Raw genomic sequence first — 14718 nt, 5'->3', positions numbered from 1 at the left:
GACCCCCTAAGTCTTCTTATATGGTATTTTCTTTGGCAGCAAAAAATGACTGCCAGACAGAGAAAAGCCGGTCATTTTCCTCACGCGTACGCACAGCAAGCCGCAAGAAGCCCTTCTCGAGACCCGGATAATGACGGCAGTCGCGTATCAGGATATGATTTTGCCGCAAAAAGTCAATGAGCTCATCGGTATACCTTGCCCATTTGAGGCGGACGAACAGGAAATTGACACTCGGCCTATAGACTTTGACCTGACCGGACGCCCAGAGACTGCCGGCCAGATAATTCTTTTCCTCCGCGATGAACTCCTTTGTCGTTTTTTGATACTTCCTGTCATGCAGGGAAGCGGCACCGGCAGCCTGTGCAAGAAGATTGACATTCCAGACATCCTTAGCCTGCTCCATTTTTAAAAGCAGCTCCTCATTTCCCAAGGCAAAGCCAAGGCGCAGTCCCGGAATGGCGAAGAATTTCGTCAGAGAACGCACGAGCAGGATATTTTTATGTTTCGCAGCTTCCCGGCGCAGGGTGTAGAGCGATTCCTCCCTGCAGAAGTCGAGGAAGGATTCATCGATGAGCAGCTGACAGTCGAATTTAGCCAGTCCCCTTGCCAAAGACAGCATGTCTTTCTTGAGCAGGAGATTTCCCGTCGGATTGTTGGGATTGCCGAGAATCACACAGTCTGCCTTTTGGCGTCTTGCTTCCTGCAGAATTTTTTTCAGGTTGGGCTGAAACTGCTCGTTTTCCTCAAGATAGAAATAAAGAACCTCTGCACCCGCAGCCCTTGCCGCCCGCTCGTATTCGCTGAACGAAGGCACAGGCAGCAGGATGCGTTTCGGCCGCATCGTGAAAAAATACAGATAAAAAAGCTCTGCTGCGCCGTTGCCGCAGAGAAAATTCTCAGCCGGCAGCCGGTAGCGGGAAGATAATGCTGCGCGCAGTTCCCGCATCTCAGGGTCCGGATAATGGATGACATCGTCAAGATGCCGGAGCATCGCCTCACGCCCTCTGGGCGACATGCCCAAGGGATTGATATTCGCAGAAAAATCGAGCCATGGCTGCCCATCTGCCGATGATTCATAAATATTGCCGCCATGCACGAAATGACCTGCGTCCATCCTTATCCTCCTTCTTCTCCTCATTCGCTTCTATAAATATTTCAATACCGCCGGGACGCATTGCCGTGAGCCCGAGATGCGTGAGCTCAGGAAATGACCTCTGCAGAGCCGCAGCCGCCGCTGCGATTGCGCTTTTCTCCATATAACTTGGCCACAGCACACCGAGCACCGTACCGCTGTGCGCGGCTGTAAGGCCAAGAGCTCCCAAAGAACGAGCCTTTTTCAAAAAGGAACGCAGACAGGGCTTCGGCAGGACTTCATCCTGCCAGACAGCGCTCTGCGCGGCTGCTGCAGCCATCTCCCGTTCCCCCTGCCGCATTTTTAAAAGATACGGTCTCCAGTCCCTGTTCCGTTTCTGCAGTGCTGCTGTGTGGTAGCAGGCCTCCGTATCTACGGTGCCGCCCGTATCAAAAATGCTCAGCCGCAGATAGGGCAAATCCCGATAAACTGCCAAAATCCGGCCAGTTACCTGATTGAGACGGACGATATCCCTCAAAAAGACAGCATCGGTCGGCTCAATCTGCACAGCCAAAGACAAAATTTGCCGTACGGTCAGGGACCTTCGCAAGGCAAATGAGACCGCTGCTGCCACAGCGGCAATATCCGCACTCGATGATGCCATGCCCTTGCCCTGAGGAAGCTCTGACTGAAGCTGCAGCCCATACGGGAAATGGCGGCGGCCCAGCGCGGACAGCGTCAACTGCAGAGCCCTTTCTGCCTTGAAGCCCAGTCCTCTTCTCTCCTGAAAGGCAGAAGATACAGAAACGGTCGTATAACGTGCAATGGGGCAGGTCACCAAAAAAGGCTCACCATACTGCCAGCCCTGCAAGAGTTCCCCGCAGGAGCCCGGCACCCTCACGCAAAAATCCATTTTCCTCACATCCATAAGAAACAGGCACTGCGGTCAAATGGCAGAAACGCAAAGAGATAAAAAATCACGAGTACGGCTGTCTCCGTTGTCATTTCGACGGCGCCGTAGACATCGCCCGTGAGACCGCCAAGCTTTTTACATGCATAACGCCCGAAAAAAAACGCCCAGAGAAGGCCGCCCAGCATGGCTGCCAAAGCCGCAAGGCCCCATGGAGCCGTAAACAGCAGCGTAGCTGCGAAACCGATAACAACGGCCTTCCTGTCAGCCATTTCAGCAAAGGCCCTGCCCATGCCCTCAGGCCGTGCATAAGGAAAATATGCCACGGCAAAGAGCATGGCCATGCGGCCGATAATAGGCATGACAAAGACGGCGATGAGCAGCACCGGCACGGGCAAATCGAGCAGGAGTGCCCAATCCATGAGCAGGATAACGCCGAACGCCACAACGCCAAATGAGCCCGTGCGGCTGTCCTTCATGATTGTCAGCATGCGTTCACGGCTGCGGCCTGAAAACAGCCCATCTATGGTATCCATAAAGCCATCGCAGTGCAGCCCTCCCGTCAATAAGATGGGCAGCAGCACTAAAACAGCCTTGGGAAAATAACCGGAAAGACCGAACAAGGCAAACAGCAGCAAGGCCGCCAAAAGATAGATTGCTCCCAGTACCACACCAACCAAAGGAAAAAACTTCGTACTGCGGCCAAAATCCTCTGTGGTCAGGTCTTTCTGATTGACGAGATGAATTCTGGTCAAAAACTGCAGGGCAGTCAAAAAACTACGCAAAATCTCTTCTCCTCTTTAATATCCCATACAGGTCAGCAGCGCATAAGCAAAAATCAGGAACAGCACGGTCGCCGTATACATCATGCGGATGGCTTCCATGATATGCTTGGGCGCCGTGGCCTCGATGGCCTCGCCCATATAAGCGCGGAACGTCTTCTTCCCGAAATACGAATTGATGCCGCCGAGGCGGATGTGCAGGGCCCCCGCCATCGTCGCTTCGGCATAACCGCCGTTGGGGCTCGGATGCTTATCGGCATCGCGGCGCATCATCTGCAGCGCATTTTTCGCATCAAATCCCAACAGCGAAGCTGCAATCACAAAAAGCAGGCCCGTAATGCGCGCAGGGATGTAATTGAGCACATCATCGAGCTTCGCCGCGGCCCTGCCAAAATACAAGTATTTTTCGTTCTTATAGCCAAGCATCGAATCCATCGTATTGGCTGCCCGATAAAGAAACGCGAGCGGCACACCGCCAAGCACAAAGAAAAAAAGCGGTGCGATAATGCCGTCAACCGTGTTTTCTGCAATCGTCTCGACCGTCGCACGGGCAATTTCCGCCTCGTCCAGTTTATCAGTATCGCGGCCGACAATCCAGCCGACCGCTTTGCGAGCCTTATCGATTTCTCCTGTAATGAGCAGCGCATAAATGCCGCGGCCGGCTTTTGCGAGGCTCTTTGGCGAAATCGTAAAAGCCAGCAGCAAGGCCTCAACGAATTCGACACCCCAATCCCAAGGAATAAAATAGGCGAGCTGGATGATACCCGCTGCCACGTCATAGGTAACGAAGAGCACGAGCAGCACGAGGATGGCCCCACAAAAGAATTTTTTATTATCGCTATCTTCCTTATTATAGTAGATGCGTTCCAAAAAGGAAATCAGCCGCCCAATCAGGACGACCGGATGATACTTCGAGTGCGGATCGCCGATGATGGTATCGATGACAAAAGCCAGAATTGCAATATTCAAGCGTCTCCCTCCCTCTGCCTGCTCATCTCCGCCATGATTGCCCTGAGTTTTTCCATATCGAGAGATGCTTCGACAACATCGGCCAGATGCTCATAGGCCCGTTCCTTCTCCTGCCGGCGGTTTCGCTGTATCCTGAGGGGACGCAGGCCCTTGTGCAGGCGCAGCGTGTTGATGAGCTGGCGCCTGAAAGCATCATTGTCAAAGAGGCCGTGGATGTACGTGCCAAAGACAAGACCGTCGTCACTCAGTGCCCCATCCCAGCGGCTGACTTTTTGCCCTCCCTCCCGCGTGATGTAGAACGGATGGCGTACAGGCGCGAGAAATTCCGTCTCACCCATGTGGATTTCATAGCCTGCCATGTTCCGCCCCAGCAGGGTACAGCCCAAAAATTCAAGTCCGGGGCATTCTGCCTGAATCTGACGCGTATGTTTCTTCTCGGCAAATGTCGTCTTCATCGGCAGATAGCCAAGTCCCTTTACGGCATCATGCTCCGACTCCGTATGATGCGGGTCAGCGATTTCTTCGCCGAGCATCTGATAGCCGCCGCAGATGCCGATAAGCGGCGTTCCCTGCGCCGTACGTTCTTTGACAGCTGCAGCAAGACCATGCTGCTTTAGATAAAGGAGATCTTCTGTCGTATTCTTCGACCCCGGCAGGATGATGAGGTCCGGCGAGCCAAGCTCTTCTGCCGTTCTGACATAATGAACCTCAACATCCGGCTCGGCTGCCAGCGCATCAAAATCCGTGAAATTCGAGAGCTTTGGCAGCTGCAGGACAGCGATGTAAATTTCTGCCGCCGGCTTTTCCTGCTCGTGCTTTTCCTCAAGAGAGACAGAATCCTCATCGTCAATGCCCATCTCTTCGATATACGGCACGACGCCTAAGACAGGCTTGCCCGTCTTCTTTTCCAGAAAGTCGATGGCCGGCGTAAAAAGCGAGACATCGCCGCGGAATTTATTGATGACCAGTCCCTTGACGAGGGCCCTTTCATCCTCGTCCAAAAGTTCCAGCGTGCCGACCAACGAGGCAAGGGCTCCGCCGCGGTCGATATCCGCGATGAGCAGTACGGGAGCCTGCAGGTATTTTGCCACGCGCATATTGACGATATCATGTGACTTCAAATTGACTTCAGCCGGACTGCCGGCCCCCTCGACGACCAGCGTGCCAAATTCACGCTGCAAACGGTTAAGAGCGGCTTTCACCGCATCAAAAGCCTTTAAGGAATAGCCTTTATGATATTCTCTTGCACTCATATTGCCAATGGGCCTGCCCTCGAGGATGACCTGCGACTGCGAATTGCCCGTCGGTTTCAAAAGGACCGGATTCATATCCACCATGGGCTCGAGACCTGCGGCCTCTGCCTGTGCGACCTGTGCCCTGCCCATCTCAAGGCCTTCTTTCGTAACATACGAATTGAGCGCCATATTCTGTGCCTTAAACGGTACGACACGCCTGCCTTGACGATGGAAGATGCGGCAGAGCGCCGTTGTCAGGATGCTCTTGCCGACATGGGAACTCGTGCCCATGAGCATGATGGATTCCAAAGAAGTCCCTCCTTAATACCTTGAAGCCTTAACCTTATATAATAGAAACAAACTTTTATTTTATGCGCAGCGGGATGCCGCAAAGCACGGCATAAACCGCATCGGCCGCGGCGGCGAGCTGCTGATTGGCCAGTCCCGCCAAATCCCGATAAAAACGTGCCAGCTTATTTTCCGGCACAATGCCTGCGCCGACTTCGTTGGTCACAAAAACCACCGTAACCTGTTCCGGAAGCATTTTGACCGCCTGAAGCAAACGGGTCATTTCCGCACGCGTCATGTTCTCCAGTTCTGCCTCTACAAGAGGTTCCTGTTGGCGGCAGAGCAGATTGCTCAAATACATCGTCACGCAGTCAAAGAGAATCACATCGTGCGCTTTTCCCGCTTCGGCAATCGCCAGCTTTGCATTTTGCGGTGCCTCATAGGTCTGCCAGACAGCAGAACGGCGTTTTTGGTGCAGGGCCACGCGGTGCTTCATCTCTTCATCCCAGATTTCCGCCGTCGCGATATAAGCAGGATGCATTCCCGCCTGCAGCGTGATTTTTTCCGCAAAAGCGGATTTGCCGCTGCGCGCGCCGCCCGTCACGAGGATCATTTTGCCCATGACGACGCGGCCTCCACGAAATGACGCGCTGCCTCAGGACAGCCTGCAAAGTGAAGATGAAGGTAGCTGCCAAGTACATTGCCCTTCATGCCGCCGGCCTCATAGACCTGACCATTGCGCGTCCTGCGAAAAGCAAACGGGCGCAGCTCCTGCACATCGTCTACCGAAAAATGGAATTCATGGCCGTGCAGTGTCGTGCCCTTCGCGCCGAGGACCGTGTCCTGCAGCATCTCGGCTTCGACATAACCGACCATCTGCAGTTTTTCCGTCATATCGGCCGTTCCCTGAAGGACACCGCACATCGCAAATTCCCTGCCCTCAAAATCTTTCAGGGACTCCAAAAGGTACATATAGCCGCCGCATTCGGCGTAGATGGGCATGCCCTTTGCGGCAGCTTCCTTGATGGCCGCACGCATCGTTTCGTTTGCCTGCAGTTTTTCGGCAAACATCTCAGGGAAGCCGCCGCCGATGAGCAGTCCGTCCACCTCCGGCAGGGACGTATCGGACAGCGGACTGAACGGCACAAGTTCTGCCCCCATCATCTCCAAGACCTTGAGACTGGCCGGATAGTAAAAGGAAAAGGCCTCGTCCTTCGCAATGCCGATACGGCATTTTTTCTGCACATGTTCTGCTGCCAGAGGCTCCGGCACTTCAATGTCATCGGTCAGGCAGGCAATGTGCAGGATGGCTTCGATATCAAGGGACTTCGCTACAGCCGCTCCCATCGAATCAATCGTCTGCTGTTCACGCTCATTTTCGGCAGCCGGCAAAAGTCCTAAATGGCGTTCGGGCATATGCAGGGAATCATCGCGCCGCAGGGCGCCGAGCACCGGCATATCGATTTCCTTCATGGCCTGACGGATCATCGCCTCATGCGTCTCGGAGCCAAGGCGGTTTAAAATGACGCCGGCAAGATTGACCTCAGGGTCATAATCGCGGAAGCCCTTCGCAATCGCCACCGCCGAAGCCCCCATCGACTTGACATCGAGTACGAGCACGACAGGAGCCTGCAGGATTTTGGCAATCTCCGCCGTCGAACTGATTCCCTCGCGTCCGCCATCGTAGAGTCCCATGACACCTTCAATCACGGCGATATCCGCGCCTTCCGATTCGGCAGCAAAAAGCCCCGAAAGATTTTCGCGCGGCACGAGCCAGCTGTCAAGATTATGGGCAGGACGGCCGCTGGCCATCGTGTGATAGCCGGGGTCAATGTAATCAGGACCGACCTTAAAGGACTGCACGACAAGCCCCTGCTCGCGCAGAGCTGACAAAAGCCCCGTTACAATCGTCGTTTTACCGGAACCGGACTGCGTTGCCGCAATCACCAGACGTGGAATCGTATAGCGCATGACAAACCTGGTATGTAAAACATAGAAGAATATAGTTAATATTGATTTTAACCATATTAGCAGGAGAGTTACATACCTCTCCTTTCTCAAACTTCTACAGATTTACTCATCGCCGTCAACATCAGTATTCCGATATCTCAATTAAAGAGGGAATCGCAGGGACTGACTCTGACGATATTTAATTGGCGTTAACCCACGCCAATGTCTGTATTTCTGTGTTAATGAATATACGTTTGTACCAAAGAAGGACGAAGCAGATTCAGCAGATTCAACACGGCGTTGGCATCGCGATTATTTTGGTAGCCACATTCGTAGCAAATGTACTGATCATGACGCGTGCCGTGTTTCTGATTGCCATGCAGCGTAATCCTTTCCTCGCCAGTCTTTACATGACCGCAGGCCGCACAGCGCTGCGTCGAGGGATATGACTGGTCTGCAAGAACCAGTTTTCTGTCATACCATGCTGCTTTGTACTGCATCTGCCGTTTGAATTCGCCGAACAGAGACCGATGGACGCCTTTTGAGGCGATACCCATTTTCATGCCCTTGACATTTAAGTTTTCAATGGCAATTTCGTCATAGGCTTTGACGAGGTGTGTCGTGTATTTTGACAGAATATCATGCTGGATATTACGGGCCTTGGCATACGCGTGCTGAAGCTTGGTTCTCGCTTTCTCGTAGCGCTTGCTTTGCGTTCCCTTCACCATGCCATTCACGACTCTCTTTTTCGCCAGTACACGGCTATAATGGGCAATCTTCTCATATTGCCGGTTCAGACGGTCGGGCAGAATGATTGCCCTGCCTTCCAGGCTGTCAAAATGCGCGACATTGACATCGACAGCGTTGACTTTTCCCGTTTTGGGCAGCGGCTCTGTCTCTTCCTGATAAGTCAAGGCGGCGTAGTACTTGCCCTTTTCCTTAAAGAACGAACAGGTCTGCACTTCCGTCATCTTGAGCGTTTCAGAAGCAGTGACATCCTGCCACCAGCCGAGATGATGTTCCTTCAAATAATGATGAAGCATCCTTGGCTTGTCAAAACGGATTTTGCCATCGACAATCTTGATGCGGTCACTCTTGAATCCCTGACGGGGCGCCTTTTTCGACTTGAATGCCGGTTTTCCCCAGTCGGACTGAGCCTTGTCGAAGAAATTCTGCCATGCTTTGCCAAGATCCATACAGGTCAGGGCGACAATACGGGCTGAACGGTACGTTTCCCAATCGGCCTTATCTTCCAGCAGCTCTTTCTTGACCGACTGCCAGCATGGTGCTGGATAGGCACGAAGCAATTCCTTTTCTTCGGATGTCAAGGCAATGCTTTTATCCTGATGGCTTTGCCGAAGCTTCTGCTTTAGCTCAGAGGGAAGCATGATGCTGCGAATGTCATACATCATCTGCCAAATGGCAAGTGCCTGATTCCAGATATACCGGTGATAGTCGCAGAGACTGTCAAAATACGCACGCATTTCGCTCGTGAGCCTGAGCTCGACAATCTGCGTCTTAATGGCTTTCATCTTGCTCACCCTTCAAAGACGGGTCTGCTTTGATCTGCGACGCATATTTCCTGAGTCCGAACAAACGGCCGGAAAAGTCACGGATAATCGAAGCGAGATCATCCACGAGCTCCTGTGTCGGTGAACTCTCTTTGTCATTCAGAGCAATGAGCTGCGTCTGGTGATTTTGGCAAAAATGCTCAAAATATTCGTAGCCAAACCGGATGAAGCGGTCCTTATACGTTATGTAAATCGTACCGACTTCATTGCGCTCCACAGCTTCCAGTAAATCCAGCCATTTCTTGCGTTTATAGTTCAGCCCGCTGCCGAAATCCTCAATAATCTCATCCAGAATAACACCTTTGCCATTGGCATAGGCTTGGATAAAATGGATTTGATTCTTCAGATCATCTTTTTGGCTGCGTGTAGAAACACGGACATAAGCCACTGTTTTCCGATGACTTGCAGTCGATTCGCCAATGTAATCGAGGTACTGCTCTTCCGTATAATAACGTCTGCCTGTCGGGGTTCGATAAGCAGGAAGTTTTTGCCTGCGGTCCCACTCCTGAAGGGTTCGGACGGTTACACCTAATTTTTCCGCCATTTCCTTTGGTTTGTACACTGCCATAATATTCACCTTCTATCTCTCAGCTTATCCTGCTATGAATATTATAGCATTAATATCTATTTTATTCTATTTTTTCATTAATCATTTAATTCCTCCTGAATCATCTCAAATGCATTTGGCAAATCTTACACAAGAACTTTCAAAAATGTTATCAAAACGGTCAGCCGCGGTCGTTATCAATGAGATACATCATCGCATTGACTGCTGCAGCTGCAATCGGGCTGCCACCTTTCGTGCCCTCGACCGTGATGTACGGGACAATGCCGTTTTCAGCCAATGCCTTTTTCGCATCCGCTGCCCCGACGAAGCCGACAGGGATGCCGACAATGCAGGCAGGACGCACGCCTTCTTCTTTTATGAGACGCAGAACCTCGAAGAGGGCCGTCGGTGCATTGCCAATGGCCACAATGCTGCCCGTAAGGGCCTCGCCAAAACTCCGCATGGCCATGAGCGAACGCGTAACCCCCTGCTTTTTCGCCTCAGCCGCAATTTCAGGGTTGGCAATGCGGCAGTGCACCGTGCCGCCAAAGGATGTGAGCTTTCTTTTATTGATGCCCGTGCGGACCATCTCGACGTCTGTATAGATATCGCAGCCATTTTGAAGGGCCTCCATGCCCTTTTTCACGGCATCATGCGCCACGCGGATAATGGGCGCATATTCCACATCGCCGGCAGCATGGATGATGCGCGCATAGACCTTCGTTTCTTCCGGCGAAAGATTCAGGCCCTCAAGATACGGCGCGATGATCTCCATGCTGCGGTTTTCGATTGCCATCGGCTGTTTGATAAAATCCATCACAAACCCTCCAAAAATGAAAGTACATCCTCATAGCGGTGTACGAGATGTTCATAAGCAAGCACCGGCCTGTCGATGACAATGACGGGCAGGCCGAGTTCCTCTGCTGCCAGAATCTTTGTATCAGTCCCGCCAATGGAGCCGCTGTTCTTCGTCACAATGGCATCCGCCTTGTACTTCAAGAATAACTCCCGATTGAGAGCTGTTGAAAAAGGTCCCTGCAGCGCGACAATCTGCTTGGGCTGCAGGCCTAGTTTTTCACAAAGCCCGATGACCTCAGCTGTCGGCAGGACACGGGCCGTCAGAACGGCATCCTGCAGGACTTTTGCTTCCGTGAATTTCTGCAGATTGCGGCTGCCTGTCGTCAAAAATATATGTTTCCCGCAGGCTGCCGCTGCCAAAGCGGCCTCTTCATAGGAATGCACCACTTGAATTTTTTCATACGTAAGTTCCGTAAGCGAGCGTTCATAGCGGAGGTAGGGGATATGGCAGCTATGGCAGGCAGCCATGGCATTTTTTGAGACCTGCACGGCATAGGGGTGACTCGCATCGACAAAGCAGCGGATATCGTGTCCCCTGAGGTACGTCTCAAGGGCTTCTTCATCGAGCGGTTTTTCATTGATGACAAGTTTTTTGCCGGCTGAAGCGGCTAAGAGCTGCTCCCCGTAATGACTGACGACAGAAGCCGTCACTTCATATCCTTTATCTAAAAGGATTTTTACGAGCTCCCTGCCGTCCTGCGTGCCGGCTGCGACAAAAATCATAACCCCGCTTCCTTTCTGCCGTAACCGCGCGGCGTCAGCATCCAGCCTTCTTTGACATACGTCTGCGAATTGCCGATGATGACGAGCGAGAACATATTGATTTCCTCTTTTGTGAAATCCGCGAGCGTCGAGATGACCTTATGCTCTTCAACACGGCTTGCTGCCGTCACGATGCCGACCGGCGTCTCAGGACTGCGGTATTTGAGCATGATCTCGCGAATCTCCTCGATGTGATGTACGCGTTTTTTGCTTTTGGGATTGTAGAGTGCCACGACAAAATCGCCGGCGGCAGCCATTTCCGCGCGCCTCTTGATGAGGTCCCATGGCGTCAGGAGGTCCGACAGGCTGATAACGGCAAAATCGTGCATGAGCGGCGCTCCAAGGACCGACGCTGCCGCATTGACCGCCGAAACGCCGGCAACCGTACCGCCAAAGATGGGACGTTCTGCTTTTTCCCGCTGCAAAATGAGCTCCAGGACCAGCCCTGCCATGCCGTAGACGCCAGCATCGCCACTTGAGACGACAACTGTTTCTTTGCCGGCAGCCGCATGCTCAACGGCCATGCGGCAGCGGTCGATTTCCTGCATCATGCCCGTGCCGATGACTTCTTTTCCTGCAAGAAGCGGCTCAATCAGGCGTATATACGTCGTGTACCCCGCGACGACTTCCGCATGCTCAATGGCTTCCCGCGCACGCGGCGTCATGTCGAAGAGACTGCCCGGACCGATTCCGACTACCGTGATTTTTGCTTTTTCTGCCATACGAGTGCCACCGTCACTTTCTCAAATCTTGTTTTGCCGAGCGCCAAACGCCCGCTTCCTGCAGCGGCCAGAGCCGCCGCTTCACAGACATTGCCCACGCCAATCGTCTTTTGGACAAACGCAGACTTCTGTAAGCCATAGCGGTAAATGATGGTATTCAACGCATCATTATCATAAAAAAGGAGCGGCAGGCCGAGCTTGGCAGCCGTTTCCTGAAGGCCCTGCTCCCGTTCCTTGAAAACAGTCGAAGCGATTGCCGTCACAGCCTGCAGAGGCAGACCGATTCTCTGCACAGCCTCTGTCAGTGCCTTTTGGATTTCTGCTGCCGTGGTATTTTTGCGGCAGCCGAGCCCGGCAATCAGCCGCAGCGGCCGCAGAAAAAGCCGGCCCGTGCGTCTTCGCCACTTTTCCTCGCCGCTGATGATGACCTGCAGATTCTCTTCCCGCTGCTCCGCCAAAGAAATATCCTCAGGGAGGATTCCCTGCCTTCTGAGTTCCTGCTCATAAAAAGCAGTCAGCGGGCAGGCAGGGTCTATATAATAGGAAGGAATTCTTCCTTCGAGCAGGGCACTGTTGATGATACGGATTTCCTCATGCGGTTCGGGAAAAAGCCCCAGCCTGCCGGCAAGAGCGTCCGGTGCCGGAATTCCCTCCACATCGGTCGCCGTCGTGATGACCGCTTCAGCATCAAGGGCCATAGCCAGCCGCCGCGCAAGGTCATTGGCACCGCCCACATGCCCCGATAACAGGCTGATGACGTATTCCGTCCGTTCATCGAGCACGAGCACGGCAGGGTCTTCCAGCTTGCTCTTAAGGTACGGAGCCAGCGTGCGCACGACAATGCCCGCTGCCATAATGAAAACCAGCGCCTCATAACGCGAAAAATTCTCGGCCACAGCCGTTTGTAATTTTTCAAAACAAGAAGCTCCGGCCAGCGGGTGACGTTTGCTGACAAAGAGGTCTGCCTCTGTGCCGAGTGCCAGACAGACGCGTCTGGCCGCCAGCGTCCCCTGAGCCGTCAAAGCAAATACAGCCGTTCTCATTTGCTGGCCTTTCGGAACATATGCGAAAATTCCGGTGCGTAGAGACGCGATGGCTCATAAACAGCATCAAGGCACTGTCCGACGACAATCATCGCCGTGCGGTCAATCGGATCCTTTGCAACTTTTGCACAGATATCTGCGAGCGTGCCGCGCACGATTTTCTGCTCTGGCCACGAAGCTTTCTGCACGATGGCGATGGGCGTATCCTTTGCATAACCGCCGGTCAGGAGTTCTGCCACGACCTTATCGAGCATTGCAATCGAAAGAAAAATGCACATCGTAGCCTGATGCTCCGCGAGGCTGTGCAGTTTTTCGCGTTCCGGCACCGGTGTGCGTCCCTCCTGACGCGTGACGATGACCGTCTGCGAAATGCCCGGCAGCGTGTATTCCTGCTTCAGGGCTGCGGCCGTGGCGAGAAACGAGCTGACGCCCGGCACGACATCGTAGGCAATTCCGCGTTTCTTAAAGGCATCCATCTGTTCCTGAATGGCCCCATAGATGGCGGGGTCGCCCGTATGCAGGCGCACGGTCATTTTGCCGGCCTTTTCTGCTTCCACGATGACCTCAATGACTTCAGCCAGCGTCATATGCGCAGAATTATAGACAGCAGCATCCTTTTTACAATAATCGAGCAGTACAGGATTGACCAGCGAGCCCGCGTAGATGACGACATCGGCCTCTTGCAGATAACGCTGCCCCTTGACCGTGATGAGTTCCGGGTCTCCGGGACCTGCGCCAACGATATGAACCATGCAGCTACGCCTCCTTTGTGCACGTAATGATATAGATAAGATTCTGAGCCTGTGCCATGTCATAGGGACCGACGCGGCGCAGGCGGTTTACCTGCACGGAAACAGCTTCATAGCGGTAAAGGTCTTCGTGCTCATGAAGGTACGCAAGGGACTCTGACAGAGTCTGCACCGTAATGCAGTTAAACACCAAACGTCCCCCCGGCCGCAGTTTGACAGACACGGAGTCAAGCACCGCGCCCAATTTGCCGCCGCTGCCGCCAATCAGGATGACATCCGCATCCGGCAGGGCCTCCATGCCCTCCGGTGCTTCTGTCTCCATGATGCTGAGATTATGCACAGCAAAATGACGGCGATTGGCCTCAATCAGGACGGCCGCCTCTTTTTTGCGTTCCAGTGCATAAACATGGCCCTCCGGCGCCAGACGTGCCGCTTCAATCGAAAGAGAGCCTGTCCCAGCCCCGATATCATAGATGATATCATGGGGCTCGATGCGGGCTTTTGCCAGCGTCAGGATGCGGATTTCCTGTTTGGTCATCGGCACTTTGCCGCGGATAAATGCTTCATCTTCAATGCCCAGCTGCATGATATTCCTCCTCGTCAGCCCTGCTCAGCGTTTTCTGCTTTTTCGTCCATCACAATGAGGATGCCGTTTGCGACTTCCGGCAGGGCCGCAGCCCCGCCAAGGGTCGTTTCCACAATGGATTCATCCGCATAAGAAAGGCGCGCACAGATGAAAAGGCGCGTCTTTTTTGGCCAGCCATGCGCCATGAGCACAGCCGGTATCGTCTTCGATGTGTATTTCCGGTCTGTCAGCATACCGGCCAGACAGCCCGGCTCATACGTTAAATCCTGTTCTTTCGGTACGCGCCCATGAAAAGACAGGAGACGCGCCTCATGCCAGGGCAGAGCCAGCCGCGCAAAAGCAAGCTGCATGGCAGATAATCCCGGAATGACGCGCAGGCATCCTGCAGGAAAATGACGACGCAGGGCATCGAGCAGGGAATAATATCCCGGGTCTCCCGAAACCATCACGACCACATCGCTTCGCTGCCATTCCCCGCGGATAAAACCCATGACTGCCTCGATATCGCGCGTGACGGCCATAGTTTTCTGGCCTGCAGCCGGATTTTGGGCATACTGCGCCAAGGCACGCCTGCCCCCCACCAATACCTTGGCACCAGCAATGGCCTCAGCCGCAGCCGGCAGCAGATACGCAGGATTCCCGGGTCCTATGCCCGCCACAATGATCTCATGCAT

At 53.5% G+C, this 14718-nt stretch carries 16 protein-coding genes; all 16 read right to left on the bottom strand.

Annotated elements, in window-relative coordinates; translation table 11 throughout:
- Positions 1 to 16: 16 nt before the first annotated feature.
- Entirely contained in the window at positions 17 to 1114 is a 1098-nt protein-coding gene (cobD, locus tag ACE419_RS05320) for a threonine-phosphate decarboxylase CobD (RefSeq protein WP_432648011.1), read from the bottom strand.
- Complete coding sequence (locus tag ACE419_RS05315; RefSeq protein ID WP_435721271.1) at positions 1074 to 1985, bottom strand: GHMP family kinase ATP-binding protein; 912 nt, start codon at positions 1983 to 1985, stop codon at positions 1074 to 1076. The genes cobD and ACE419_RS05315 overlap by 41 nt, the downstream gene beginning before the upstream one ends.
- Before the next feature lie 5 nt (positions 1986 to 1990).
- On the bottom strand, positions 1991 to 2767 hold the full coding sequence (gene cobS / locus ACE419_RS05310) for an adenosylcobinamide-GDP ribazoletransferase (RefSeq protein ID WP_432648009.1): 777 nt from the start codon (positions 2765 to 2767) through the stop codon (positions 1991 to 1993).
- Between the two features lie 15 nt (positions 2768 to 2782).
- Positions 2783 to 3733 carry an adenosylcobinamide-phosphate synthase CbiB gene (cbiB, locus tag ACE419_RS05305; RefSeq protein ID WP_435721270.1) on the bottom strand — a complete coding sequence of 317 codons (951 nt, stop codon included), beginning with the start codon at positions 3731 to 3733 and terminating at the stop codon, positions 2783 to 2785.
- On the bottom strand, positions 3730 to 5265 hold the full coding sequence (locus tag ACE419_RS05300; RefSeq protein WP_435721419.1) for a cobyric acid synthase: 1536 nt from the start codon (positions 5263 to 5265) through the stop codon (positions 3730 to 3732). The genes cbiB and ACE419_RS05300 overlap by 4 nt, the downstream gene beginning before the upstream one ends.
- Positions 5266 to 5332: 67 nt before the next feature.
- Positions 5333 to 5878 carry a bifunctional adenosylcobinamide kinase/adenosylcobinamide-phosphate guanylyltransferase gene (cobU, locus tag ACE419_RS05295; protein ID WP_435721269.1) on the bottom strand — a complete coding sequence of 182 codons (546 nt, stop codon included), beginning with the start codon at positions 5876 to 5878 and terminating at the stop codon, positions 5333 to 5335.
- The gene (locus ACE419_RS05290) at positions 5866 to 7227 is read right to left on the bottom strand and encodes a cobyrinic acid a,c-diamide synthase CobB (protein ID WP_435721268.1); all 1362 of its coding nucleotides are present in this window, start codon (positions 7225 to 7227) and stop codon (positions 5866 to 5868) included. The genes cobU and ACE419_RS05290 overlap by 13 nt, the downstream gene beginning before the upstream one ends.
- Before the next feature lie 218 nt (positions 7228 to 7445).
- The gene (locus ACE419_RS05285) at positions 7446 to 8738 is read right to left on the bottom strand and encodes an RNA-guided endonuclease InsQ/TnpB family protein (protein ID WP_432646740.1); all 1293 of its coding nucleotides are present in this window, start codon (positions 8736 to 8738) and stop codon (positions 7446 to 7448) included.
- On the bottom strand, positions 8725 to 9345 hold the full coding sequence (locus ACE419_RS05280) for an IS607 family transposase (protein ID WP_432646709.1): 621 nt from the start codon (positions 9343 to 9345) through the stop codon (positions 8725 to 8727). The genes ACE419_RS05285 and ACE419_RS05280 overlap by 14 nt, the downstream gene beginning before the upstream one ends.
- Positions 9346 to 9505: 160 nt before the next feature.
- The gene (locus tag ACE419_RS05275) at positions 9506 to 10141 is read right to left on the bottom strand and encodes a precorrin-8X methylmutase (protein ID WP_432646710.1); all 636 of its coding nucleotides are present in this window, start codon (positions 10139 to 10141) and stop codon (positions 9506 to 9508) included.
- On the bottom strand, positions 10141 to 10905 hold the full coding sequence (gene cobK, locus ACE419_RS05270) for a precorrin-6A reductase (protein ID WP_432646711.1): 765 nt from the start codon (positions 10903 to 10905) through the stop codon (positions 10141 to 10143). The genes ACE419_RS05275 and cobK overlap by 1 nt, the downstream gene beginning before the upstream one ends.
- Entirely contained in the window at positions 10902 to 11666 is a 765-nt protein-coding gene (gene cobJ / locus ACE419_RS05265) for a precorrin-3B C(17)-methyltransferase (RefSeq protein ID WP_435721267.1), read from the bottom strand. Before cobJ ends, cobK begins: the two co-directional genes overlap by 4 nt.
- Positions 11639 to 12709, bottom strand: a complete 1071-nt coding sequence (locus tag ACE419_RS05260; protein ID WP_432646713.1) for a cobalt-precorrin 5A hydrolase — start codon at positions 12707 to 12709, stop codon at positions 11639 to 11641. Before ACE419_RS05260 ends, cobJ begins: the two co-directional genes overlap by 28 nt.
- Positions 12706 to 13461: a precorrin-4 C(11)-methyltransferase gene (gene cobM, locus ACE419_RS05255; protein ID WP_432646714.1), complete on the bottom strand. Its 756-nt coding sequence runs from the start codon at positions 13459 to 13461 to the stop codon at positions 12706 to 12708. The genes ACE419_RS05260 and cobM overlap by 4 nt, the downstream gene beginning before the upstream one ends.
- Before the next feature lie 4 nt (positions 13462 to 13465).
- Entirely contained in the window at positions 13466 to 14044 is a 579-nt protein-coding gene (gene cbiT, locus ACE419_RS05250) for a precorrin-6Y C5,15-methyltransferase (decarboxylating) subunit CbiT (RefSeq protein ID WP_432646715.1), read from the bottom strand.
- Between the two features lie 14 nt (positions 14045 to 14058).
- Positions 14059 to 14718 (bottom strand): precorrin-6y C5,15-methyltransferase (decarboxylating) subunit CbiE, encoded by a 660-nt coding sequence (cbiE, locus tag ACE419_RS05245; protein ID WP_432646716.1) that lies wholly within the window; start codon positions 14716 to 14718, stop codon positions 14059 to 14061.

The organism is Mitsuokella apri, from assembly GCF_047974105.1.
In the GTDB taxonomy this organism is placed as follows: domain Bacteria; phylum Bacillota; class Negativicutes; order Selenomonadales; family Selenomonadaceae; genus Mitsuokella.
This window is presented reverse-complemented; position numbering and strand designations above follow the sequence as displayed.

What these genes read in the sequence shown, in the direction of transcription:
- cobD (WP_432648011.1), bottom strand. Translation starts at nt 1,114, where the DNA reads ATGGACGCAGGTCATTTCGTGCATGGCGGCAATATTTATGAATCATCG.
- ACE419_RS05315 (WP_435721271.1), bottom strand. Translation starts at nt 1,985, where the DNA reads ATGGATTTTTGCGTGAGGGTGCCGGGCTCCTGCGGGGAACTCTTGCAG.
- ACE419_RS05300 (WP_435721419.1), bottom strand. Translation starts at nt 5,265, where the DNA reads ATGCTCATGGGCACGAGTTCCCATGTCGGCAAGAGCATCCTGACAACG.
- cobU (WP_435721269.1), bottom strand. Translation starts at nt 5,878, where the DNA reads ATGGGCAAAATGATCCTCGTGACGGGCGGCGCGCGCAGCGGCAAATCC.
- ACE419_RS05290 (WP_435721268.1), bottom strand. Translation starts at nt 7,227, where the DNA reads ATGCGCTATACGATTCCACGTCTGGTGATTGCGGCAACGCAGTCCGGT.
- ACE419_RS05285 (WP_432646740.1), bottom strand. Translation starts at nt 8,738, where the DNA reads ATGAAAGCCATTAAGACGCAGATTGTCGAGCTCAGGCTCACGAGCGAA.
- ACE419_RS05280 (WP_432646709.1), bottom strand. Translation starts at nt 9,345, where the DNA reads ATGGCAGTGTACAAACCAAAGGAAATGGCGGAAAAATTAGGTGTAACC.
- ACE419_RS05275 (WP_432646710.1), bottom strand. Translation starts at nt 10,141, where the DNA reads ATGGATTTTATCAAACAGCCGATGGCAATCGAAAACCGCAGCATGGAG.
- cobK (WP_432646711.1), bottom strand. Translation starts at nt 10,905, where the DNA reads ATGATTTTTGTCGCAGCCGGCACGCAGGACGGCAGGGAGCTCGTAAAA.
- cobJ (WP_435721267.1), bottom strand. Translation starts at nt 11,666, where the DNA reads ATGGCAGAAAAAGCAAAAATCACGGTAGTCGGAATCGGTCCGGGCAGT.
- ACE419_RS05260 (WP_432646713.1), bottom strand. Translation starts at nt 12,709, where the DNA reads ATGAGAACGGCTGTATTTGCTTTGACGGCTCAGGGGACGCTGGCGGCC.
- cobM (WP_432646714.1), bottom strand. Translation starts at nt 13,461, where the DNA reads ATGGTTCATATCGTTGGCGCAGGTCCCGGAGACCCGGAACTCATCACG.
- cbiT (WP_432646715.1), bottom strand. Translation starts at nt 14,044, where the DNA reads ATGCAGCTGGGCATTGAAGATGAAGCATTTATCCGCGGCAAAGTGCCG.
- cbiE (WP_432646716.1), bottom strand. Translation starts at nt 14,718, where the DNA reads ATGCATGAGATCATTGTGGCGGGCATAGGACCCGGGAATCCTGCGTAT.